The 23,370-nt window shown below is 34.1% G+C and carries 25 protein-coding genes; 20 read left to right on the top strand and 5 right to left on the bottom strand.

All coding sequences use genetic code 11. The features are described from left to right. The first annotated feature begins 4 nt into the window (after nucleotides 1-4). The 4 genes from OZP06_RS14125 to OZP06_RS14110 all read left to right on the top strand — a co-directional run bounded on the left by OZP06_RS14125 (nucleotide 5) and on the right by OZP06_RS14110 (nucleotide 3,549). Complete coding sequence (locus tag OZP06_RS14125) at nucleotides 5-1,387, top strand: NAD-dependent succinate-semialdehyde dehydrogenase (RefSeq protein ID WP_281323867.1); 1,383 nt, start codon at nucleotides 5-7, stop codon at nucleotides 1,385-1,387. 16 nt (nucleotides 1,388-1,403) lie between these two features. Next, complete coding sequence (locus OZP06_RS14120; protein ID WP_269222432.1) at nucleotides 1,404-2,006, top strand: heme-binding protein; 603 nt, start codon at nucleotides 1,404-1,406, stop codon at nucleotides 2,004-2,006. Between the two features lie 81 nt (nucleotides 2,007-2,087). Continuing rightward, nucleotides 2,088-3,188 carry an alkene reductase gene (locus tag OZP06_RS14115; RefSeq protein ID WP_269222431.1) on the top strand — a complete coding sequence of 367 codons (1,101 nt, stop codon included), beginning with the start codon at nucleotides 2,088-2,090 and terminating at the stop codon, nucleotides 3,186-3,188. Nucleotides 3,189-3,267: 79 nt separating this feature from the next. Beyond that, nucleotides 3,268-3,549, top strand: a complete 282-nt coding sequence (locus OZP06_RS14110) for a YceI family protein (protein ID WP_281323866.1) — start codon at nucleotides 3,268-3,270, stop codon at nucleotides 3,547-3,549. A gap of 196 nt (nucleotides 3,550-3,745) precedes the next feature. On the opposite strand, the gene OZP06_RS14105 is transcribed toward OZP06_RS14110, so the two are convergent. After that, complete coding sequence (locus OZP06_RS14105; RefSeq protein ID WP_281323865.1) at nucleotides 3,746-4,807, bottom strand: WYL domain-containing protein; 1,062 nt, start codon at nucleotides 4,805-4,807, stop codon at nucleotides 3,746-3,748. Between the two features lie 124 nt (nucleotides 4,808-4,931). On the opposite strand from OZP06_RS14105, the gene OZP06_RS14100 reads away from it, so the two are divergent. The 3 genes from OZP06_RS14100 (at nucleotide 4,932) to OZP06_RS14090 (ending at nucleotide 8,133) form a co-directional block, all read left to right on the top strand. Continuing rightward, the gene (locus OZP06_RS14100) at nucleotides 4,932-5,267 is read left to right on the top strand and encodes a hypothetical protein (protein ID WP_269222427.1); all 336 of its coding nucleotides are present in this window, start codon (nucleotides 4,932-4,934) and stop codon (nucleotides 5,265-5,267) included. A 39-nt stretch (nucleotides 5,268-5,306) separates the two neighbouring features. After that, a complete protein-coding gene (locus tag OZP06_RS14095) occupies nucleotides 5,307-6,869 on the top strand; it encodes a hypothetical protein (protein ID WP_281323864.1) in 1,563 nt (520 codons plus the stop codon). A 94-nt stretch (nucleotides 6,870-6,963) separates the two neighbouring features. Continuing rightward, the gene (locus tag OZP06_RS14090) at nucleotides 6,964-8,133 is read left to right on the top strand and encodes a toxin-antitoxin system YwqK family antitoxin (RefSeq protein ID WP_281323863.1); all 1,170 of its coding nucleotides are present in this window, start codon (nucleotides 6,964-6,966) and stop codon (nucleotides 8,131-8,133) included. A gap of 493 nt (nucleotides 8,134-8,626) precedes the next feature. Here OZP06_RS14090 and OZP06_RS14085 read toward each other — a convergent pair whose 3' ends face one another. The 3 genes from OZP06_RS14085 to OZP06_RS14075 form a co-directional block, all read right to left on the bottom strand. After that, the gene (locus tag OZP06_RS14085) at nucleotides 8,627-8,932 is read right to left on the bottom strand and encodes a type II toxin-antitoxin system RelE/ParE family toxin (protein WP_269222423.1); all 306 of its coding nucleotides are present in this window, start codon (nucleotides 8,930-8,932) and stop codon (nucleotides 8,627-8,629) included. Then, nucleotides 8,926-9,144, bottom strand: a complete 219-nt coding sequence (locus OZP06_RS14080; RefSeq protein ID WP_269222422.1) for a hypothetical protein — start codon at nucleotides 9,142-9,144, stop codon at nucleotides 8,926-8,928. Before OZP06_RS14080 ends, OZP06_RS14085 begins: the two co-directional genes overlap by 7 nt. A 383-nt stretch (nucleotides 9,145-9,527) precedes the next feature. Next, the gene (locus tag OZP06_RS14075) at nucleotides 9,528-10,079 is read right to left on the bottom strand and encodes a DUF4494 domain-containing protein (protein WP_269222421.1); all 552 of its coding nucleotides are present in this window, start codon (nucleotides 10,077-10,079) and stop codon (nucleotides 9,528-9,530) included. A 547-nt stretch (nucleotides 10,080-10,626) separates the two neighbouring features. Here OZP06_RS14075 and OZP06_RS14070 point away from each other — a divergent pair. Both OZP06_RS14070 and OZP06_RS14065 read left to right on the top strand, forming a co-directional pair. Next, nucleotides 10,627-11,061, top strand: a complete 435-nt coding sequence (locus OZP06_RS14070) for a thioesterase family protein (RefSeq protein WP_269222420.1) — start codon at nucleotides 10,627-10,629, stop codon at nucleotides 11,059-11,061. Nucleotides 11,062-11,083: 22 nt separating this feature from the next. Next, a complete protein-coding gene (locus OZP06_RS14065) occupies nucleotides 11,084-11,473 on the top strand; it encodes a DUF1398 family protein (RefSeq protein ID WP_269222419.1) in 390 nt (129 codons plus the stop codon). A 69-nt stretch (nucleotides 11,474-11,542) separates the two neighbouring features. Here OZP06_RS14065 and katG read toward each other — a convergent pair whose 3' ends face one another. Then, nucleotides 11,543-13,759: a catalase/peroxidase HPI gene (gene katG, locus OZP06_RS14060; protein ID WP_281323862.1), complete on the bottom strand. Its 2,217-nt coding sequence runs from the start codon at nucleotides 13,757-13,759 to the stop codon at nucleotides 11,543-11,545. A gap of 238 nt (nucleotides 13,760-13,997) precedes the next feature. On the opposite strand from katG, the gene OZP06_RS14055 reads away from it, so the two are divergent. The 11 genes from OZP06_RS14055 (at nucleotide 13,998) to OZP06_RS14005 (ending at nucleotide 23,035) form a co-directional block, all read left to right on the top strand. Continuing rightward, entirely contained in the window at nucleotides 13,998-14,363 is a 366-nt protein-coding gene (locus OZP06_RS14055) for a DUF1801 domain-containing protein (protein ID WP_269222418.1), read from the top strand. Between the two features lie 8 nt (nucleotides 14,364-14,371). Next, complete coding sequence (locus OZP06_RS14050) at nucleotides 14,372-14,737, top strand: glyoxalase (protein WP_269222417.1); 366 nt, start codon at nucleotides 14,372-14,374, stop codon at nucleotides 14,735-14,737. A 327-nt stretch (nucleotides 14,738-15,064) separates the two neighbouring features. Further along, on the top strand, nucleotides 15,065-15,751 hold the full coding sequence (locus tag OZP06_RS14045) for a hypothetical protein (RefSeq protein WP_269222416.1): 687 nt from the start codon (nucleotides 15,065-15,067) through the stop codon (nucleotides 15,749-15,751). A 2-nt stretch (nucleotides 15,752-15,753) separates the two neighbouring features. After that, on the top strand, nucleotides 15,754-16,341 hold the full coding sequence (locus OZP06_RS14040; protein WP_281323861.1) for an outer membrane beta-barrel protein: 588 nt from the start codon (nucleotides 15,754-15,756) through the stop codon (nucleotides 16,339-16,341). Nucleotides 16,342-16,891: 550 nt separating this feature from the next. Further along, entirely contained in the window at nucleotides 16,892-17,191 is a 300-nt protein-coding gene (locus tag OZP06_RS14035) for a nucleotidyltransferase domain-containing protein (RefSeq protein ID WP_269222414.1), read from the top strand. Continuing rightward, complete coding sequence (locus OZP06_RS14030) at nucleotides 17,184-17,537, top strand: HepT-like ribonuclease domain-containing protein (protein WP_269222413.1); 354 nt, start codon at nucleotides 17,184-17,186, stop codon at nucleotides 17,535-17,537. The genes OZP06_RS14035 and OZP06_RS14030 overlap by 8 nt, the downstream gene beginning before the upstream one ends. A 146-nt stretch (nucleotides 17,538-17,683) precedes the next feature. Beyond that, on the top strand, nucleotides 17,684-18,043 hold the full coding sequence (locus OZP06_RS14025) for a hypothetical protein (protein WP_269222412.1): 360 nt from the start codon (nucleotides 17,684-17,686) through the stop codon (nucleotides 18,041-18,043). A 147-nt stretch (nucleotides 18,044-18,190) separates the two neighbouring features. Next, nucleotides 18,191-18,715 carry a GNAT family N-acetyltransferase gene (locus tag OZP06_RS14020; protein WP_281323860.1) on the top strand — a complete coding sequence of 175 codons (525 nt, stop codon included), beginning with the start codon at nucleotides 18,191-18,193 and terminating at the stop codon, nucleotides 18,713-18,715. 515 nt (nucleotides 18,716-19,230) lie between these two features. Beyond that, nucleotides 19,231-21,738: a nitrite reductase large subunit NirB gene (gene nirB, locus OZP06_RS14015; protein WP_281323859.1), complete on the top strand. Its 2,508-nt coding sequence runs from the start codon at nucleotides 19,231-19,233 to the stop codon at nucleotides 21,736-21,738. Nucleotides 21,739-22,038: 300 nt separating this feature from the next. Then, entirely contained in the window at nucleotides 22,039-22,416 is a 378-nt protein-coding gene (nirD, locus tag OZP06_RS14010; protein ID WP_269222409.1) for a nitrite reductase small subunit NirD, read from the top strand. A gap of 31 nt (nucleotides 22,417-22,447) precedes the next feature. Beyond that, on the top strand, nucleotides 22,448-23,035 hold the full coding sequence (locus tag OZP06_RS14005) for a DUF4202 domain-containing protein (RefSeq protein ID WP_281323858.1): 588 nt from the start codon (nucleotides 22,448-22,450) through the stop codon (nucleotides 23,033-23,035). Nucleotides 23,036-23,370 lie beyond the last annotated feature (335 nt).

Raw genomic sequence — 23,370 nt, 5'->3', positions numbered from 1 at the left:
AATCATGGCAATTCAAACAATCAATCCAACAACCAATAAAGTTGTAAAATCATTTGATGAAATGACTGTGACTGCTGTAGATAATGCAGTAGCAAACGCAGCAATTGCATTTGACGAATGGAAGCAAACAGACTATCAAACAAGAGCTCAGCTATTATATACTGTGGCGGGCTTATTGCGAGCAAAAAAGAAAGAGCTTGCCAAAATGATTACATTAGAAATGGGTAAACTCCTTTCTCATGCCGAAGGAGAAATAAAATTGAGTGCAGAAATATTTGACTATTACGTCAAAAATGCTGAATCTTTTTTAGCTGATAAAATGCTAAATCCGGTACATGGAAAAGCTTTTATAAGATATAGTCCCATTGGTGTCCTTCTGGGTGTACAACCTTGGAATTTTCCGTTTTATCAAGTGGCTCGTTTTGCGGCACCAAATATTATGATTGGAAATACCGTATTAATCAAACATGCTTCCAATGTGCCACAATGTGCTATTGCCATTGAAAAAATATTCATAGAAGCAGGAGCACAAATAGGGCTTTATACCAATCTGTTAGTATCTGGTCAAAGGGCTACTGAATTAGTAGCCGACAAAAGAATTAGAGGAATATCACTAACAGGAAGTGAAACCGCAGGCGCCAGTGTAGCTTCTGAAGCGGGGAAACATATCAAAAAATCAGTTCTAGAATTAGGAGGAAGCGATGCTTTTATTATTCTGGAAGATGCGGATATAGACAAAGCCGTAGAATGGGCAGTGGTTGGACGAATTAACAACAACGGTCAGTGCTGTGTCGCCTCAAAACGATTTATAGCCGTAGAAAGTATTGCCGATTCATTTCTTGAAAAATTCAAAGCAAAAATGGCGGAACTGGTAGTTGGCGACCCTATGGATGATACTACAAACTTAGGTCCTCTTTGTTCAGAAGCAGCTGCGGTAAATATAGCCGACCAAGTGAAGAGAGCTGTAAATGGAGGAGCAAAAATAGTGTTGGGAGGCAAAAGAGTGGACAGAGAAGGCGCTTACATGGAAGCCACTATCTTAACCAATATATTGCCCGAGAATCCTGTTTTTTATGAAGAATTTTTTGGTCCAGTCGCACTTTTCTTCCAAGTAAAAGATGAAGCAGAAGCCATTGCATTAGCCAATAATTCTCCATTTGGTTTAGGCGGTTCCGTGTTTACAAAGGATATTGAAAGAGGTAAAAGAATTGCCAATCAAATTGATACCGGTATGGTTTTCATCAATCACCCAACTTGGACTCAAGCCGATTTGCCTTTTGGAGGTACAAAAAACTCGGGTTACGGAAGAGAAATGGCCGAATTTGGATTGGATGAATTTGTAAACAAAAAATTGATCCGAATAAGTGAATTGAGTGATCCATTTTGATTAAAAAACAATACCAATGAAAGTATTTATCACTATAGCGTTACTGCTTATCGGAATATTCATTCTATTTCAAATCTACATTACTATGTCTAGCAATAAAACAGAAACTCAAGCATACAAAGTTATTCGGGTAGAGGAAAATTTTGAAATTCGATACTATCCATCTGCAACGATGGCAATGATTTCTTCTACTGCAAAATCATATCGCGATTTGGGACAATCAGGATTTGGAAAATTGGCAAAATATATTTTTGGAGGAAATAGCGAAAAGAAACAAATTGCGATGACATCGCCCGTGCACATGGATATTGGTGATGCCAAGTCTACAATGGCATTTGTACTTCCATCGACATACAACGAAACTAATTTACCAACACCAAATGATTCGAGTATATCCATTGTAACTTCAGAACCTGAATATGTTGCTGTCATACAGTTTGCAGGTTTCGCTTCTAATGAAAGTATTAATGAACATCGGATTATACTAGAAGAATCCCTAAAAACTAAAGGATTGTCCTACTATGGTGATTTTCGCTACTTGGGTTACAATCCTCCTTATCAACTGTTCGACAGAAGAAATGAAGTGATTGTGGCTTTAAATGCAAATCAATTTGACTAAAAAAAGGTTAATCCAATGTACTTTAATTGTTTATAAAAGCGTTTCATTAAAAACTAAGTTTAAAATTCTAATAAAATACAAATGAAAAAATACAAATTATTTAGTCCGATTAAAGTAGGTGCAATAGAATTGAATAATCGCATCGTTATGGCGCCAATGACGCGTTGCAGAGCTATTGATGCTATTCCAAATGAACTCATGGCAACCTATTATCAGCAACGCGCTTCGGCTGGTTTAATAATCACCGAAGGTACTTCTCCTTCTCCAAATGGTTTGGGTTACGCACGTATTCCTGGCATTTTTAGCGAGGAACAAATACTCGGTTGGAAAAAAACAACAACCGCAGTGCATAATAGCGGTGGAAAAATAATAATTCAATTGATGCACTCGGGAAGAATAAGCCACAAGCTGAATATGGCTGAGGGAACGCAAATAATAGCCCCTTCTGCCATAAAACCAGCCGGTCAAATGTGGACAGATGCCAAAGAAATGCAAGACTACCCTACTCCCAAAGCAATGACTGCCGAAGATATAGTTTTGACCCAAGCCGAATATGTAACTGCTGCAAAAAACGCAATTGCAGCCCATTTTGATGGTGTTGAACTACACAGCGCAAACGGTTATTTGCTGGAAGAATTTTTGTCACCCGTGAGCAATGTGCGAACTGACCATTATGGAGGCAGTATTGAAAATCGCTGTCGATTTGTTCTTGAAGTGACAAAAGCAGTCGCATTTGCCATTGGAAAAGAAAAAACAGGTATTCGTTTATCGCCTTATGGTGTAGCGGGTGATATGGCCAATTATCCAGAAATAGATGCTACTTATGATTATCTCACAAAAGAGCTCAATAAATTGGGGATTGCTTATATCCATTTAGTCGATCATTCTGCAATGGGAGCCCCAGCAGTGCCTGTTGAAATAAAAAAAATGATTCGCAAAAATTTCAATAACATCCTTATCAGTTGTGGTGGCTATACCAAAGAAACTGCTGAAACCGATATTGAGAGCGGTATGTGTGATCTTGTTGGATTTGGACGTCCCTTTATTAATAATCCTGATCTCGTAGAAAGATTAGAACACAATCAAGAATTAACACAAAACCTCAAAATGGACTTATTCTATTCGGCAGGCGAAAATGGGTATACCGATTATCCCAATTTTAAAACATCCGATGTATATTAATAAAATAAATCATTAAAAAAATCATATTTTGTTTAGCAATAATGAAGGCTGATTTCAATTTTTTACTGCCAATATAAAATTGATTTATTATGATGTAGCATTCCGTGACAATGATTTACGAACCAGTAAATGGTTTGATGCGGATAAATTTTCAACACTGAATTTTAAAAGCACTTCATTTACCAAAATCAAAGGAAAAGTCTATAAACTCAAAGGCTTTTTAACAATGCATGGTATCACAAAAGAAGTGGCCTTTGATGCAATCTTTAACGGTTGGGCGGTTACAATGACCAAAAAAAATACCGCTGGATTTACAATAAAAGGAAAGTTACTTCGCAGCGATTATAACTTAAGGAAATAACCGTTTTATAAGGAGCTATTTCCTGCTATCCACTTGTATCTTTTCTAGTCCCGTTAGAAAAAAACGGGACAAGAAAAGGATACCGCTACTATCAGGGCTAGGGCATTAGTTTTCATAAGAAGATTTCAATACTATCAAAATAATAGAATAATTAATACAACAACTTCTTTCAGAAAAAACCTCATCGTAAAAGATATTATTTTGGCTCAAAAATATTCTTGTAAACAAGTGATTTTTGATTCTTTCTATTGGCAATCATTTCGTCTAAAGTCTTATCATAATTCATTTGCAATATAGCTGGTTCTAAAATTCGAACATTATACATCCATTGAAAAAGCCATCCCATTAATTCTCTGTTAATACCGCATTTCATTGTCATTATCCAATTCCCTTTTTTCTTTTCAAAATGTTGCGAATGATGCCAAAAATATTTTGAAACCAATGCTCCAGTGACAGAAGTAAATTCCAAAACAATTTCATACACATCATCAGTCATATTTTTTGTAATACCAAAACGTTTGTCAAATTCATTTTTTATCCTATTTGAAAATTGCTCATAATTATACCCTTTATCAAGTATCTTAAAGTTCTTCAATTGTCCGATTTCATAAATTACAGCTTCTTGATTTTTGCTTTCAATTCCAGCAATTAAAAATGCTCCACGATGATATATTATTGCGACTGGAGCAAAATTAACACTATCCGTTTTAAACTGATGGTTGTCTACAGTATAGTCATTAATCAATTCAATTATTTTTATATATTTTCTATTGGTTACAGCACTAATTAATTGATTTATGTTGGCATTAAAAATAGTGTCCTTTGTAATTTCATAAAAATGTGTATTTATTAATTGGCTTTGATTTTGAGTGATTGACAATTGATTTTCGCTCTTATTAATTGCCTTTTGGAGTAATTCACGAAACAATTCAATATCAGGCAATCTATTTTCCATCAAGATATTTGGACTTACCAACATTGCCAAATACAAGGTATTTATAGTGCTTTGATTGAATTTAATTTTTTTATCCGAATTTACAATTTGCCATATTTTTTTTCGATGTTGTCCTATTTGAACAAAAAGCTCTTCATTGGGCTGTATGAAAATTTTCTCAACCTCATTAAAATCACGTTGTAATTGCCTAAGACTAATTTCAGCATCATTGGTTTGTAGAAATTCTAAAATGGCTCTTGCATCAGCAGGAGTTTGCTTTAAAAAGGTATAAATAACTTTAAGTCTTTCGGTTTGTTTGAGCATAATTTATAGGTTGAAATACGAATATACTGCTTTAACACGACATAAAACGCCTATACAATTATAGATTACCACAAATTGATAAAATTTTTTAATATGTTTGAAGTAATAAAAAATTAATCATTATATGGAAAACATATTCGAATCAATTATCCAACATTTTAATAAAAATGATTTAATAACTCTGGAAAGACGAGGTCATTTTTACACATTTATAGGAATTTCAACAACCAAAATAAATGGAAAAGAATATAAATCGATAACGTATAAAATAAGCGATATTAATCAAAAAAGGGTTACAAAAGAATTAATTGAAAAAACTTATAGGTATTATAAAATTCATGAAGAGTTTCCTGATATTAATTGGTACAGAAGAGAATTTTCAGATGAAATAAAATCGAGACCTTGCAATAAATCTGTGTCAATAGGATTAATAAAAATTATCATTAATACCAAACATTGAATACAAACAACGTTATTATAGCTTAAATTTATAATTATTATGAAAATCCCATCCTATTTATCATTACTAATCACTTTTATTTCTTTTTCCACATACTCACAAATAATTGAAGAAAAAAAGGAAGGAGATATTATAATAAAAAACTATCTAAATAATGATTTAGAAATTATTAAGATTGAAAAAATAAAAGAATCGAGAATTATAGAAAGTTATGAATACCTACCAGGCGGTAAAATAAAAAACGGAAAGTTTTTTAATATAATTGATGGTTCGGGAACATATGAAAATGACAAAGTTAAGGAAGGTACAGTTTTCTATTACGCTGATATTCCTAATTTGTCTGGAGCATATTTCTTTTGCAATTTAAATATATCAGATTTTAAAATTAAAGGGGAAGTTGAACTGTTATATGATTTTAGAAAAAAAGGATATATAAGTGAGAGAGAAAAAAAAACAACAACACTTGCTTCGTTAAATTTTAATGAAAATGGATTATTAGATGGAAAACAATTTTACGATGATACTAAATATATATATTATTTAGAATACAAAAATGGCAATCCAATTAAATATGTTAAAAAAGATAACGAAACATTTGTTGATAGTATTACTTTTAATAAAGACATAACTAAAAATGTTACTTATCTTTTAGATAGAAATGTTTATAATAGGGAACAACCAAGATTGATTTTTAACCCATTTAATTTCTTTATTCGTCTTAATGATGATTGTTACAACCAAACAATAAACAATTCAAATTATGAAGATATACCTAATTCAGGATACTCTAATAATTTAAAACAAATATCTTTAAATTATAACATAAATGCAGATTGTGAAAACCGAAAAACTATTCTTGAAGGAATAAATGTAGTTTTTGATTTAAACAGCGTAAATTTTATTGACAAAATATCAAAATCAGATTATTCATTTCTTCCTGTTAGACTACAAGATAAAACCCCAAAGAAAGACATTGCAAGCATTGAATATTTGTTTATTTCTGAAATATTATTAGGACGAAATAAACATGAAATATTAGGAAACAATTATGGCACTTTTGGTACTGTATCTACAGGAAAAAGATATGATAACAATAATTATTTATTACATTATTACCTAAGAAAAAACACTGATTCGGAACACTCTATTTTATCAAATTTCATTTTTAGATTAACAACAACAGGTTTCCCTATTAACTATGGCTTAATCAATTATGATACAAGGCAAGAGTATTCAGAATCAATAACCGAAAACATAAATCTTTTTAAAGATATCAGTTATTATTTTAACAGTGATTTATTTTACAAAATAAACTTCGAGAATTCTGATTTAGTAGAAATAAAAAAAATCACTGATTTAATGGAAAAACATTCTAAAGTATTTAAATACTTCAATACATTAACAAATGTAATTTTAGATAAAATCAATCCAGACTTACTAGTTATTAAAGAAGATGAAACTGAAGAAGTAGATATTAATAATGAAAAAAATAAAAAATTCTACCAAATAAAAAAGGGAAAGCCTAATAAGTATGAAATAATAACCTTTTTAAAATCGGTATCAAATGATACTTTAATATCTACTGATACTGATAAACAATAAATCATATAAAAAGAATTCCCTCATGAAAATCAAGACCCTGCAATAAAGTTGTAAAAGGATTAATAAAAAGCATCATTTTAAACCAACTAAAACAATGAAAAAAAAAAAAAACATTATTATCAAAACACCTACATGCATAGTATTAGTTTTTAGTCTGTTTTTTGTAATTACAGGTTGTAAAAAAAATGAAAATTCTTCAAATGATGGATTGGACTTTAGCAGTATTTTTAGCAAAAAAAGAATTCTCCAAAAAGAATTAGTTAAAGAAGGAGGTTTATTCTATTATGATGGCAAACCATTTAATGGAATTGTTTATAAAATGTATGATGAGAAACAATTACAGTCAGAAGTAAATTATACAGATGGAAAGGAAGATGGTTTGCGAAAATTTTGGTACAGTAACGGACAATTAGGAGAAGTGGTTTGTAGAAAAAACAATAAAAAAGAAGGAAAATATACTTCTTGGTATGAAAATGGTCAAATTGAAAAAGAAATTAATTATTTGGAAGGAGAAAGAAGTGGTTTAGCTAAAGGTTGGTATGAAAACGGAGTGCAAAAATTTATTGGGAATTATATTATTATCAAGGAGAAAAATTTAATAATAGCAGAAACTAGTGCGAACGACGGCCCTATAAAAGATACAGTTATTGATACAGGCACTTTTTATAACTTAAGTGTAAATATTGGAGAATACAAAGAATGGTATAAAAATGGTCAATTAGCTTTAAAATGCAATTATAATAATAAAGGGGAATTAGACGGCCTACAAACAAGGTGGTATAAAAATGGTAAAATTTATGAGAAGATAAATTTTAAAAAAAATAAAGAAACAGGTGTAGTTCAAAGATGGTATGATTCTGGACAAACTGCATATGAAAAAAACACTGCAAATGACAATCAAGCTAAAACTTCTGAAGCAAAAATCGAAAATAAAAAATTACCAGCAAATTTAATTGGAGATTGGGGCAACGACGATGTAAATGGGACTTTACATATTTCTAAAGAAGAAGTTTCATTTTGGGGAGGCCCTTTTTCGGAAAAGTTGACAACCAAAATGGTTAGCAATACTATAGAGTTATATTTTCATTCAATAGAGGGTACGAATAGTTTTAATGCTGCTACAAATAATGATGAACAAAAAAATCTAAAATGTAAAAAAATAGTTGGCAAATGTTATTTCAAAAACAATGTTTTGATTTTGGAAGGTTTTGGAGATGATTGTGGACAACTACCGAAAGGTACCTTTAATTTAGAAAAAAGATAAAAAAATGACATATAAAGAAATTCAGAAATATTATAAAACCAGCTCCGCATTCTATGATGACTTTTGCTACACGCGCTGAGCATCCATCACAGATCAGCAACTCACTTAAATGAACTTATATTTCTTATATGGTTCAAAAAAAGTCCATTTTCTCAACGCAAATTATGTTTAAATTTAAGTTCCATACCCATCTCTTCGAAGTATACAATAGTCCTTGGTCCCAGCTCCTCGAAGTATACAATAGTTAATGGTCACGCTGCGCAAACGTCTCTGACTTTGCGCCACACGCTGAGTAAGCAAAGTAAATCTACAATCAAAAACCAAAAAGTAAAGCTCTATTTATTTTGTAGTTTTATACTATTTGCTATACAGCCAAAACATTTCTAAATCCCTCCCGAATAGCTACTATTGCAATTATACCAACTATTTCCAAAGTGTTACTATATTTCGAACCTGATATATAACCATAAAAAAACCGTCTTTCTCGGACGGATTAATATTCAATTGGTTCTCTACTGGTATGCCTAACTCTTAGTATCCTAATTTGTGTTTCGGTAATTTTGTAAGCCTCTCTATATTTAAATTTTACAAAAGCCCTAAAACTTCCATCATTATCATACTTAAATCGATCTTGCTCAAAAATATAAGGATTGTCCAATAATTCTTTTGTCGTTTTCAAAACCGAATTTTTTATTCGATTAGCATAACTTAAATTGCCTCCCATTTTTAACGAATCGTACATTTCTTTTAATTGGTCAAATGCAAGTTTATCCCATACCAAAATTCTATTGTCTACCATTGACCAGTAATTTTGTCCACTTCTTCACTAGAATAAAAATCTCCGTCATCAATTCTTAAGTTCGCTTGATTTAATTCGATGTTGTATTGCTCTAAAGATACTGATTTTGAGCTTTTTTTGGACTCTAAAATCTGCTCCAACTTGTCAAACAAATTTTCATCTACATCAAATAATCGTTGTATAAAATTATATTTTCTTGTTGCTAAATCCATAATGCGATCCTTTTTAGTGTTCTACAAATGTACAAAATCTGTTCCAAAAATTTATGTTTTATGACATCGGATGAAAAGTACGGATCATTACATGCAGGTTTTCCAAATCACCAGACCCTTCAAAGTTCACCATAATTCCTACTCACGCTGCACAATCCCGAAAACTTTTGGAATTAAATTTGAGTCATTCCCTACTATCCATATTCATAAGAAAGTTGATTTTCGCACATACGATAAACTGTAATTCATATATTTTTGGGATTAAAGTTTTTTTTATGACTAATAAACAAACAAAAGTTATTCAAAATGATTTAAAAATAAACTCTTATAAAACAAAAAAAGAGAGCCAAAAGCCCTCTTCAATCATATGTTGCATATTATAACTAAACCGTTTCGGCTACATATTCCGGATCAAATTCCATTGTGTCTTCAACGGCAACCGCTACAGGTTTTGAAGCTTTCAGTGCATTGAATCGTTCTAGTTGTTGTGTTTCTCCTTCTTCACCACTGAAATAAGGAAAAACATCCATAATTGGAGATTCTGATATTGCTGGTATAGAATAGTCTCCCATAGTAGTGCTCATAACATGAGTCGTGTTGTCATACGCTTCTTTCACATCATTGGCTTGTACCAAAAGATACATATTTGACCTGCGTTCTTTACCACTTTCTTCGTCATACGCCATTAAGGAAACTTTTGATTTAAACCAACGATCCGCATTTTCAAAAGGGTGAATCTCAGCGTAATTAGCCACTTTTATATTCGTAATTTTAAATTCTTCACTAATGTAAGCCGACATTTCTTCATTGATTCTGCTTTCTGCTTCTGTATAAGACAAAGCATCTACCAAATACGGTTCTGTCGTAACCTTTTGTCCACCAGTTTCATCTGTTTTTCTATATTTTACTTTGCATTCGTACCAAATTGTGCTCATCTGTCTTTTTTTTAAGGAAGCCAAAGATAGATTTTACAGCAAATAAAAATCACAATTTAGAAAATAGATATTCACAATTTATTTCTGCCGAACCCAACATTCTGTAATTCAAATAGGTCTTCGAATTCTACAACTATTTTTTTATGCTGTCAAATGCGTGAGATCAATGTCATTACGTTAAGCTTTGTTTTTTCTCGCCAAGACGCAAAGGCGCAAAGTTTAGAGCCGATTTCTTTGGGGCTTCGCGTCTTTGCGAGAGTTCCATTTTGAAAAAGCGTAGTGAGAATTCCTTAACATAATGACATTTTGCGTGAAGGATGGAAGCGGCATCTCCCGATTTAGAAAAACAAGGCACTTTCTGCCGTAGTTTTTGTTAATCGGGAATATAGCGGACAGCCTGACCTCGTTGCTCCTGAATTGTTGTTGCAAACCCAAATGCTGTGCAACGAGGGCACGCCCAAAACCAACTACTTATGCAATACCGCTTTGTCAATGCAAAAATCCTCTCTATCTTTGCTTGTAAAAACCGAATATAAATTAAAATCCTATGGCTACATTTAGCAAACAGCTGTCCTTTCGTTGGTCTGATTTAGACCCCAATTTTCACTTGCGTCACAGCGCTTATTATGATTTTGGAGCGCAACACCGTGTGGAGATTCTGGCACAATTGGGATTGACCCTGAGAGTCATGCAAAAGGAACATGTTGGTCCTATATTATTTAGAGAAGAATGCGTTTTTAGAAAAGAAATCAATCTCTCTGACGAAATAATCATGCAAACCAAAATGGCCAAAATGAAAGATGATGCTTCACGCTGGTCTATTGTACATGAGTTTTACAGGGAAGAGGTTTTGTGTGCCGTGATCACTGTTGATGGGGCTTGGATGGATACCAAACTTAGAAAACTTGCCTCTCCCACTCCACAAATTGTGGTTGATGCGTTGAGTACTTTTCCTAAAACAGCCGATTTTATCGCGTTATAATTAATCCAAATTTTATCTCATTATGTTTACCATTGCTCAAATAAAAGAAGCCCATTCTAGAGTTCAATCGGGAGCCGACTTCCCGATTTACATTCAGGAATTAATTGCATTAGGTGTTCTTGGCTATGACACTTTTGTCAATGATGGTCACGTAGAATACTTTGGTTCCGATAACTTTCGAGCGGTAGCCACCGAAACGTATCCCAATATCTCTATTGCTCCGTTTGCCAACAAAGAACGCTTCATTGAATTTCTGGTAATGCACCAAGGCGGTCAAACCGATTACCTTACATTCTGCAATCATGCTGGACAATGTGGTATTGCAAAATGGAGCGTGAATATTGTTGAAATGACTTGTACGTATTTGGATCATTCAGGTGCTGCAGTTTTAATTGAAAAAATTCCGAGTTAGATTTGCAAAAAAAACAATAAAAAAGGTGATCTGTTTCGAGATCACCTTTTTGTTTTTAAAATAGTCGTATTAAGCTAAATCAAAGCGATCCAAATTCATCACTTTGTTCCAAGCGGCTATAAAATCGGTTGTGAATTTCTCTTGCGAATCCGCACATCCATATACCTCAGCGATAGCGCGAAGCTCTGAGTTGGAACCAAAAATAAGATCGACACGCGTTCCTGTCCATTTCACAGCTCCAGTTTTACGATCACGTCCTTCGAATACTTCTTGTGATGCTGAAGAAGCTTTCCAAGTTGTACCAAAATCAAGCAAATTAACAAAGAAATCATTCGTCAATGTTTCAGGACGATTGGTAAATACTCCATGTTTAGACTCATCGAAATTAGCATTCAGAACACGCAAACCACCTACCAATACAGTCAACTCAGGTACCGTAAGTGTTAAAAGTTGTGCTTTATCAATCAGCATTTCCTCTGCCGAAACGGTGTATTGAGTTTTTGCATAATTTCGGAATCCATCAGCTTCTGGTTCTAGAACAGCAAAAGACTCCACATCTGTTTGTTCTTGAGTTGTATCTGCTCTTCCTGGTGTAAAAGGAACGGTACTATTTCCCGCTTTCTCAATTCCAGCAACTCCTGCCAGAACAATCAAATCGGCTAGTGAAACTTGCTTTCCGCCAGATTGAGCGCTATTAAAAGCTTTCTGAATTCCTTCAAGAGTTGCTAAAACTGTTGCAAGTTGAGTTGGATTATTGACTTTCCAATCTTTTTGCGGAGCAAGACGAATACGAGCACCATTGGCACCACCTCGTTTATCAGACCCACGGAAAGTTGATGCCGAAGCCCAGGCAGTAGAAACCAATTGAGACACAGACAATCCTGAAGCCAGTATTTTGGATTTTAATTCGGCAATATCATTATCATCAATTAATTGGTGTGTTACTGCAGGAATTGGATCTTGCCAAATCAATTCTTCTTTAGGAACTTCTGGACCCAGATAGCGCGCAATGGGTCCCATATCACGATGCGTCAACTTGAACCAAGCACGAGCAAAGACATCAGCAAATTCATCTGGATTTTCAAGAAAGTGTCTTGAAATTTTTTCATAAATAGGATCGGCTCTTAAAGCAAGGTCAGCGGTAAGCATCGTTGGTGCGTGACTTTTTGAAGGGTTGTGAGCATCGGGTACCGTTCCCGCACCGGCTCCGTCTTTGGGTTTCCATTGATGTGCACCGGCTGGACTTTTTGACAGTTCCCATTCGAATTTGAACAGGTTTTCAAAATAATTATTGCTCCATTTATTGGGTGTTGTTGTCCAAGCGCCTTCAAGACCGCTGCTGATGGTATATTCTCCATTTCCAGTTCCAAAGGTGTTTTTCCAACCCAAACCTTGCTCCTCAATTCCAGCAGCAGCGGGTTCTGGGCCAACGTAAACATTTGGATCGGCAGCACCGTGGGTTTTACCAAAAGTATGACCACCCGCAATAAGCGCCACTGTTTCTTCGTCATTCATAGCCATACGGGCAAAAGTCTCCCGAATGTCACGAGCCGATAAAAGCGGATCTGGATTACCGTTTGGCCCTTCCGGATTCACGTAAATCAATCCCATTTGGACAGCTGCCAACGGATTTTCCAATTCGCGATCACCTGAATAGCGTTTGTCGTCCAACCACTTCCCTTCGGACCCCCAATAGATATCTTCATTGGGTTCCCAAACATCGGCGCGTCCTCCACCAAAACCAAAAGTCTTAAAGCCCATGGACTCTAGCGCACAGTTTCCGGTAAGAATCATTAAATCGGCCCACGAAATCTTCTTGCCGTATTTTTGTTTAATAGGCCACAATAACAAACGAGCCTTGTCTAAGTTCACATTGTCTGGCCAACTGTTGAGAGGTGCAAATCGTTGCATACCTGCTCCCCCGCCTCCACGACCGTCTGCAATACGATACGTGCCGGCGCTATGCCACGCCATTCGGATAAAAAACGGTCCATAATGGCCATAATCTGCCGGCCACCAATCTTGAGAGTCGGTCATTAAATCGAAAAGATCTTTCTTCACCGCAGCTAGATCAAGGCCCTTGAAAGCGGCAGCATAATCAAACGCCTCACCCATCGGGTTCGACAATGAAGAATGTTGACGAAGGACACCTAACTTTAACTGATTGGGCCACCAATCTGTATTTCTTGTACCAGATCCAGCACTTGGTTTTGATCCACCTCCTGAAAACGGGCATTTGCCTTCCCCGTTAGCAGTCGTTGTGCTTTGATTTTCATTATTTTCCATAATATGATGATTTTTAAAAAGTTACCTACGAATTTACCACATTAAATCTTATCTAAATTATTTTTTCAATAGATAAATTCTATAGTTGTAGTAAAAAACCGCAGTTTAGAATAGTTCTTTACTTGACTGAAATATCTTTTTTTAGTTGTATTTTCGTTTAGCAGAAAAAAATCAAATTCTAAATATTCTGATCTAAAAAAGTAAAAATAGCAGCTACATACCAATTGAAAATTGACCCATGAAAACTGATTTTAAAACCGTTGACGAATACATCACCACTTTTCCAAAAGAAACGCAACTTCTTTTGGAAAATGTTCGCGCTGCAATTAAAAACAAAGCTCCCGTAGCCATTGAAAGCATATCGTATGGAATGCCAGCCTACCAAACAAACGGAAAACCATTGGTCTATTTTGCAGGCTATAAAAACCACATCGGATTCTACGCCACTCCAACTGGACACACCGAGTTTGCCAGTGAACTATCGAAGTACAAACAAGGAAAAGGCTCAGTACAATTCCCTATTGACCATCCAATTCCATACTGGTTGATTGAGCAAATCGTTGTATTTAGAGTAAAAGAAAACGAACAGAAATTTAAGAAATAATAAAAAACATGGAACATAAAGCAAAATCAATCAGACCATTTATAGGTTCCAAAGACTTTGGAATATCACGACGTTTTTATCAAGACTTGGGTTTTAAGGAAATTATCTTGACACCCAATTTCTCCTATTTCGAAACCGAAGGAATTGGCTTTTATCTACAAGATGCCAACGTCAAAGATTGGGTAGACAACACTATGCTTTTTTTGGAAGTCGAAGATGTAAATCGGTATTGGGAAGCACTCACGAAATTAAATTTGACCGCCAAATACAAAAGTGTAAAATTGGTCCCCGTTCGCGAAATGGATTGGGGCAAAGAATGCTTTATTCACGACCCATCTGGAATCCTTTGGCACATTGGGGAGTTTTACAAATAATTAGGAGCTAGTTCCTGCTGTCATTCCAATCTTTTTTTAGGCTAAAAAAAATAGCCTAAAAAAAGGATTTTCCCTTCCATCAGGGCTAGGGCATCAGTTTTCATTAGAACATTTGCTACAAAAGAACTATAAAAGTTTAAAAACAAAATTCTGCTTAAGTATAGTCGCAATAAAAAAATAATTTAACTAAAATCAATACCAATTATTACAACCCCTAATCCTTTTTATAATTACTAATTTAACCTTAAATTTATAGTATAATACTGAAATATAACACAAAAAACACATGATAGATAACCTTTTTTTGTATGTTTATAAAAAAATGAAATGAAAAAAATACTAGTTGCATGTTGCATTCTATATACATTTATCTCCTGCGACATTCAATATGATGGAGAAACAAAACTGGTGGTCACTGGAAAATTAATAGATAACAAGGGAGTTCCCATTCCTGAAACTAATGTGGACATTCTTATTAACGGATTGGGAACATATTCCAATTCAGACATAATAAGCTACGGAAAAACAGATATAAATGGTAATTTCACCTATATCTTTCCTGCTCCAGGCTCAGAAAATGAAATCAATATTTCAATTAATAATTTCATTTTAAATTACAATACCAAAAACGCAACAAATGAATTTCAGAGTAAGCAAATTATTGCACTCCTAAAAAACTTCAAGAATTATAAATTAAATTTAAACACTATTACATTATATCGTAATGAAGATATTACACAGTTGCAAATTATTTTAAATCCAAAAACAGATAAAAAACAATTATTAGACGTTACTTTAGATGGAATTATTATTACTGATTTTTCTAACTTAAATCCACTCGCAACTCCAAACTACACTCCTCCTATTGAAACAAATTATTCAATATTAAAAAACCAAACCTTAATTTTAAAATATAAAGTTGTTGATTACTCTTCGGGAACATCAATTACAACAGAAAACAATATTTCCATTCCTGTTTCCAATGAAAAAGTAATCTTTACCTTAACCTATTAATTATGAATAAATTATTTTTAGTTATTGTATTTTGCATTCAATTTTCATACAGTCAGGAAAAAAAACAGCAATTGAAATTTCATTTTGAATCTAGAGTAAGTGCAATACTGCCATTTAATGTAGGTAACAATTATTTAGCAAAATCTAATGAGGCAAGTTTAGGTGTAGATTTGTCTTTCAATTTTATAAAAATGTACAATTTTAAGCTTGGTGGCGGATATAATTTCATACCATATTCAATTACGGATATATCAACTGGCGGCAATATTAACAGCAGTCGATATAATTCAATCTTTGCAAATCTAGCTTATGAAATTCCTATATTTAAAAAAGTGAAATTAGAACCTAATATTGGAATAGGTTCTTCAAAAATAAATTTAAAAACCGGTAATCAAAGATTTGGACATCAAACTGGAACAGATTTTCGAATTGGCTTTAATTTAGATTATGAACTTAACGACTATTTTGCTTTTTTTATTGGAACTGCTTATGTCAAAACTAAGTATGACGTAAACACCTCTCCAGAATTTGTGTCTTTTTATGATAATTCCAGCTTAATTCAGATAAACTTTGGAATGAAATTTAATTAATCTCCTTTTCAGTAATGATGGCATTCATTTAATAAAAAATTTAAACAAACAAAAAGAAGCAATTGATAACATTGTTTCATAACCCTCATACATGTATTCGCTTGCAACTAGTACAAACTTATTACGCATGCACACTAATTTAAGTGTATACAAAACGGCTATTTTACGACAAGATTTTAATATTTGCATTTCAAAAATTCAACATTACCTGACTTAATGCAAATTCATTTTCGAAATTGAAACGATTTTGAAAATCCGATAATCGAGCTCAATTTAGTCGCAAAACTACATTAGTAATAGAACCTTTACATTCAGACTATGACATCTAAAATGTTAAATTTAACTTTGACAAAATGCTAAATAGAAGTTTACCACCAATAATACTCTCACATAGGTACGAAAAAACCCAATAAATAATATCTTACTTGCACCATACCAAGAAAAAAAACGATTTTGGAGTTTTGATGGTATGGGGTGCGATATATCTACTAGTTAGCGGTAATAATTTGACGAATCGATTTTAAAAGATATTTTTGTTTAAATTTGTGGTATGGAGATTATTGACAACAATATAGATAACTTAAAAAAGCTTTGTGTAATATACAACGTGGAAAAAATGTATCTATTCGGTTCATCCCTCAATTCCAGTTTTAACGAAAAAAGTGATGTTGATTTATTAGTTAAGTTTAAGCAAATTGAACTTTCAAAATATTTTGATAATTACATAAACTTCAAAGAAAAACTAGAGTCTTTATTTGGTAGAGAAGTTGACTTACTTGAAGAACAGACTTTAAAAAATCCAATCTTAATTAAATCAATCGACAACTCAAAAGAACTAATTTATGGATGAAAGGATTCTTAAATGGTTGTTTGATATAAAAATGTCCATTGATGAAATAAACGAGTTCTTCCATAATGAAGAGAAAGATTTTTTCAAATATCGAAACAACTTAATGCGTAAAAGGGCTATTGAAAGAAATCTTGAAATTATAGGTGAAGCAATCAACCGAATTATTACTCGAGATGATTCTTTTGTTAAGAAAATATCAAACGCAAAAGCAATTATTAGTCTCAGAAATCATGTGATTCATGCTTATGATAATGTTTCTGACGAGAATATTTGGTCAATCTTAATCAATCACTTACCGAAATTGGAAATAGAAATTGATAACTTAATCCAAAAAGAAGAAAAATAACTACTGCCAACAGACGCTACAAGCAATTTGGGTATTAGACTTAATTTGAAGTTGGTTTTGTATTTGGAATATTTGGCAAATCCGAAAATAGGGCTTAATTTAATCCCAAACCCGCTTTAAATATTCAACGTTAAAAAGCAACTACAATGAAAATAATATTTTTCACTTCAATTATACTTCTTTCTACAATCTTAAATGCTCAGGTAAAAATTTCATTGAAAAACATTACCGGAGAAAGGATTGACTCTCTTAAAGTTGAAAATAGGTTTTTAGGCATAATTGAAAAAGATTCCACAAAAATCGTAACACTTCAAAGAATTGCCAGTGATAGTGGAATTCCAATAATTGGCATTTCAGGGAATATAGGCATTACAAGGTATAAAAACGAGAACTTTCTTATTTGCGGAACTTTTATGAAGAACATAACTGAGGGAGAATATAAAAGGAATATTATTTTACTTCCTATTCCAAATGGGAACAATATTTTAATAGTTACCGAAAAATAAAAGATGCAAACAACTAATACAACAGATTTGGGCAATTGACTTATTGAAAAAGTGGTTTAGTTTTTGGAAAATCCGATAATCGGCTTAATTTAGACTCAAACTCGGGCTATTATACCCGACAATTTTGACGAATTTAACTATGACAAAATGGTAAATAGTAGTTTCAAATCTTTCCCTATTTTGACAACCGAAAGGCTAACTCTTAGACAATTATCTAGTGAGGACGGACAAGCTATTTTTACTTTGCGCTCTGACACAGAAATAAACAAATATCTTAACAGACAAGCAAGTAAAACAATTGAAGATGCCATAAACTTCATCAACATGATTAATGATGCTATTAAAAAAAACGACTCGATTTATTGGGCAATAACTTTAACAAATAGCAAAACTTTCGTTGGTACAATCTGTCTATTTGACTTTTCAAAAAAAAATAGTTGTGAAATCGGGTTTGAACTTATAACAAAATTTCAAGAGCAAGGAATAATGAAAGAAGCAGCACAATTAGTCATTGACTATGCTTTTCATACTTTGAAGTTTCAAAAAATACTTGCTGTTACTCATTATGACAATCAGAATTCAACCAAACTTTTGACAAAATTTAATTTTGTAAAATCAAATGAAACGGATGTAGAAAACCCTGACTTAAATATTTTCACTTTGACACCATAAATTGGCAACAAGAAATCAAAACTTATTAGCAACAAAGACCGAATACACAATAGCTATTCCTGATTTGGTCAATTGTTTTTTCCTCCCTGAATCTCATTCGCAACGATCACCAATTTCAATCTACTTTAAAACACAGCTTTTACAATCTGTATACTTTATACGTACTGCTAAAGTTCTCTTTAAATACTTAGATTTCAATCCACAAAATTCTCTTTCATGAAGTCACTCGCGTGAAGGATGGAAGCGGCATCTCCCGATTTAGAAAAACAAGGCTTTTTTGCCGTAGTTTTTGTTAATCGGGAATACAGCGGACAGCCTGACCTCGTTGCAACAATACTGCTCTTGCTCACCAAAAATACTGTGCAACGAGGGCACGCCCCAATCCAACTCTATATATTCGAAACCGAATTACTGTTTATTAAAAATGAATCTATTTTAGAAAAAAAACAAATAATTAAGTACTGTAATTAAGTATTTATACGTATGTTTGCGTAGTAATACTTAATTAAAAGCTTATGATTAATGTGATAGTAGTCGGAAACGGCATGGTAGGTTATAAATTTTGCGAGAAATTCATTTCGAAATCTAGGCAAGAAAAGTATCAAATTACAGTATTTGGTGAAGAGCCAAGACGCGCGTATGACCGCGTTCACCTGAGTGAATACTTTGCTGGCAAGACCGCCGATGATTTATCGCTATCCACCACATCATGGTATGAAGAGAACAATATCATTCTCAACACGGCTGAATTAGTTTTAAAAATTGACACTACAAACAAAATCATAAGTACGCATTTGGACAAAACGTATGCGTATGACTACTTAGTTTTAGCTACAGGATCGGCAGCTTTTGTCCCTCCGATTAAAGGAGTCGAGAAAGAAGGCGTTTTTGTATACCGAACCATCGAAGATCTAGATGCCATAATGAGCTACGCAAAAAAAATACGAGCCAACGGTGCTACCGAAGCTGCAGTTCTTGGTGGCGGTTTATTGGGACTTGAAGCTGCCAAAGCCGTTCGTGACTTAGGATTAAATCCTCACGTAGTAGAGTTTGCGCCTCGCTTAATGCCAAGACAACTCGATCAAAGCGCGAGCGATATGCTGCAATCCAAAATAGAAGAATTGAATATCGGAATCCATCTCAATAAAGCAACACAATATATCGATGGTGAAGAAAGTATAAAGGGAATGATGTTTGCCAATGATGACTTGCTGAAGGTTGATATGTTGGTTATATCTGCAGGAATTAAACCGCGTGACGAGCTCGCTAGAGTTTCAGGATTAGTTGTTGGAGAGCGTGGTGGAGTTGTTGTAAACAATCAAATGCTAACATCAGACCCTTACATCTATGCCATAGGCGAAGTAGCCTTGTACACAGGAATGATTTACGGACTTGTGGCTCCTGGCTACGAAATGGCCGATGTGGCCGCCGAACAAATCTTGAATGGGGATAAAACGATGAGAGATACCATCGATATGTCTACTCAATTGAAATTAATTGGAGTTGAAGTGGCGAGTTTTGGTGATCCCTTTATTGAAAATGAAAATGTGACCGCCATTGTTTACGAAAACAAATTCAGCGGCATTTACAAAAGAATCAATGTCACCAAAGACGGAAAAACATTATTGGGAGGAATCCTTGTAGGCGATTCATCGGATTACAATGGATTGTTCCAAATTTATGCCAATGCGCTAGCTTTACCCGCAAATCCAGAAGACTTAATTCTAGGTTCTCGCGGTGGCGAAGGATCAACTTTAGGTAGTGCAGCCGACTTGCCTGATACTGCCGTAATCTGCTCTTGCGAAAACGTAACTAAAGGTGCTCTTTGTTGTTCACTTATTGACGGAACAGCCAGTACTTTTGGCGATGTGGTAAAATTAACCAAAGCAACAACCGGTTGTGGAGGTTGCAAACCAATGGTGGTGGATATTGTAAAAGCCACGCAAAAATCACTTGGAAAAGAAGTCAAAGATACTATTTGTGAGCACTTCCATTATACCAGACAAGAATTATTTGATATTGTAAAAATCAATAAATACAACAATTTTTACGAAGTAATTGATCATCACGGAAATGGTGATGGTTGCGAAGTATGTAAACCAATTGTAGCTTCTATTTTCTCGAGCATCTACAACGATACGGCCAATAAACACGTTACCACCCAAGATACCAATGACCGATTCTTGGCCAATATTCAAAGAAACGGAACCTACTCGGTAGTACCAAGAGTTGCCGGTGGCGAAATCACTGCCGAAAAATTAATCGTGATTGGTGAAGTAGCCAAACAATTTGATTTGTACACTAAAATCACTGGTGCGCAACGTGTGGATTTATTTGGCGCTCACTTGGATGATTTGCCAAAAATTTGGAAAATATTAATCGACAATGGTTTTGAAAGTGGTCACGCTTACGGAAAATCGTTAAGAGCTGTCAAAAGTTGTGTAGGTAATGCTTGGTGCCGCTACGGAATGGACGATAGCGCTGGTTTTGCCATCGAACTCGAAGATCGTTACAAAGGGATTCGCGCTCCTCATAAAATTAAAGGCGGTGTTTCGGCCTGCATTCGTGAATGTGCAGAGGCTAGAGGAAAAGATTTTGGTTTAATCGCCGTAGAAGGTGGTTGGAATCTTTACATCTGCGGAAATGGTGGTGCCAACCCAAAACACGCTGTATTATTGGCTGAACAAATCGACAAAGCTACTGTCATTAAGTATTTAGACCGTTTCTTGATGTACTACATCCGTACTGCAGGGCCATTGGTTCGAACAGCCACTTGGTTGGACAAACTGGAAGGCGGAATGGATTACTTAAAAGAAGTTATCATCTTTGACCGATTGGGAATCTGCGAAACACTGGAAACCGAAATGGAATCGCTAGTTGGCACTTTTGAATGCGAATGGAAACAAGTATTGGAAAAACCAAGATTATTGAAACGTTTCAGTCACTTTGTCAATACTGACGAGAAAGATGATAACATTGCGTTTGTTCCGTTAAGAGAACAAAAAATGCCGAGACCTTGGTAAAATAAGACCCGAGCGAAGCGAATGGTCGAAATAAATTAGCAAGAATTAAAAACCTGATTTCATTTATAAGTTTGGAGCAGAAAGATTTGGCTTTTTTGAAAATATCGTCCCGCTATTCGTTGCAATCTTTTTATTTTTAAAGGAAAAATAAAAAGGATTTCCACTTTTATCGGGGCTAAGAGCTAGCATTCTGTCTTATCAGTCATTATCTAAAAAAGAAAAAAAATTAAATAATATTTCTAAACTTGGCTTCGCTACTCCTTATGGTGGGACTGGGTCCAGAAAACAAAACTAAATCCCATGGAAGAACTATTAAATCAATACGAAACCGTAAATGCAACCGCAGTAAAAATTTGGTTCAAAGCCGGAACCATAAAAGATTTCCCAAGTAATAGAGGCGGTTGCATCAAATACAAAAACAAGCAAATTGCTATTTTTAACTTCGAACGAAGAAATGAATGGTATGCGTGTCAAAATGCCTGTCCGCACAAAATGGAAATGGTTTTATCAAGAGGAATGACGGGTTCTGCAGATGGCGTTCCAAAAATCGCTTGTCCGATGCACAAAAAAACATTTTCGTTGGTAGATGGTTCCAATCTAAATGGGGAGGATTATAAAATTGCCACTTATCCCGTAAAAATTGAAGGAGATGAAGTATTCGTTGGCTTTTTAGAATAATCTACGTATATTTGAATATATACTATTCCAAATGAAAACTATACCATTTTTAAACGCCAGCGCGTGGATTGATGCCGAAAACGAAGCCGATCCAAACAACGAAATATACCAAGATGTAACCTATCCAAAGGAATTATTATATTCGGATAGAATGTACGAAAGGCTAATGACCTTTCAGCCTTCTGCTTCAGAAGCAGTTCAAATTGCAACCAAAGCGCAACACATTTGCCGTTGGAAAATGCCAAGGGAATCCTATCCAATGGATCGCGTGGGGTATTTGAAATGGAGAGAAGATTTAAAAAAATTCCACGCCAAAACCACAGCCGAAATTCTAACAAAAGCAGGTTATGACCAAACCTTTATAGACCGCGTTTCCTTCTTGATTGAAAAAAAATTACTCAAAAAAGACGAAGAAACGCAACTTCTGGAAGATGTTATTTGTTTGGTGTTCTTAGAGTTTTATTTCGATGCTTTTGCCTCCAAACATGATACCGATAAAATGAAAAATATCATTCAAAAAACGTGGAACAAAATGTCAGACAAAGGGCATCAGGAAGCATTAAAAATAGACTTCTCACCAGAAAACCTTCAGTTGATAAAAGACGCATTGGGGCTTTAGTTAAAAAAAACGCTTAATCTATAAGGTTGTACCTTGAATTGTGTGGGTAAGAAAAAAATAAAGAAAAATTTTTACCATTAAGAGATTAAGAAAAATTAAGTTTTCTAGGACTTGATGAACCTTAACGACCTAATGGTGCAAAGAAAAATTAAATTTTTAATTTTTAAGACCCACACGATTGAATTTAGAACCATCTATAACAGCATCATACACTTAAATGATCTTATATTATATGGTTAAAATTTAATGCAGTTTTTTATAAAATAAAGCAAAAAAACGAAGACAAGAATTCAAGTTAAAAAAATTTGCGCCCTTTCGCCTTTGCAGTAAAAAAA

The sequence above is a fragment of the Flavobacterium sp. IMCC34518 genome (genome assembly GCF_027111095.2).
Lineage (GTDB): Bacteria > Bacteroidota > Bacteroidia > Flavobacteriales > Flavobacteriaceae > Flavobacterium > Flavobacterium praedii.
Note: the sequence above shows the minus strand (reverse complement) of the source record. Positions and strands in the feature narration are given on the sequence as shown.